Source organism: Paenibacillus xylanexedens (assembly GCF_007676705.1).
Classification (GTDB): domain Bacteria; phylum Bacillota; class Bacilli; order Paenibacillales; family Paenibacillaceae; genus Paenibacillus; species Paenibacillus xylanexedens_C.
Map to the genome: position 1 here is coordinate 1 of NZ_VEBF01000320.1, position 271 is coordinate 271.

General features: G+C 50.2%; 1 protein-coding gene. It reads left to right on the forward strand.

All coding sequences use genetic code 11. The features are described 5' to 3' along the window. Positions 1–17 precede the first annotated feature (17 nt). Positions 18–197, forward strand: a complete 180-nt coding sequence (locus FS628_RS30595; RefSeq protein WP_145326682.1) for a hypothetical protein — start codon at positions 18–20, stop codon at positions 195–197. Positions 198–271: the final 74 nt, after the last annotated feature.

Below are 271 nucleotides of genomic sequence, written 5' to 3' on the forward strand. Positions count from 1 at the left end.
GAAGAAGGGGTTAAGGAATGTTTGTAGATAAAGGGAAGATTTATGTAAAAGGGGGAGAGGGAGGGGAGGGAATTATTTGGTTGGGTGGTGAGAAGTATGTAGGAAACGGGGGAGGTGGGGGGGGGGATGGAGGGAGAGGAGGTGAGATGATTTTGGGGGTGGATGAAGGTTTGGGTAGATTGATGGATTTGGGTTAGGAGGGTGAGTTGAAGGGCGGGGGTGGTGAGAAGGGAGGTAATAAAAGTGAGGATGGTGGAAAGGGTGAGAAGAT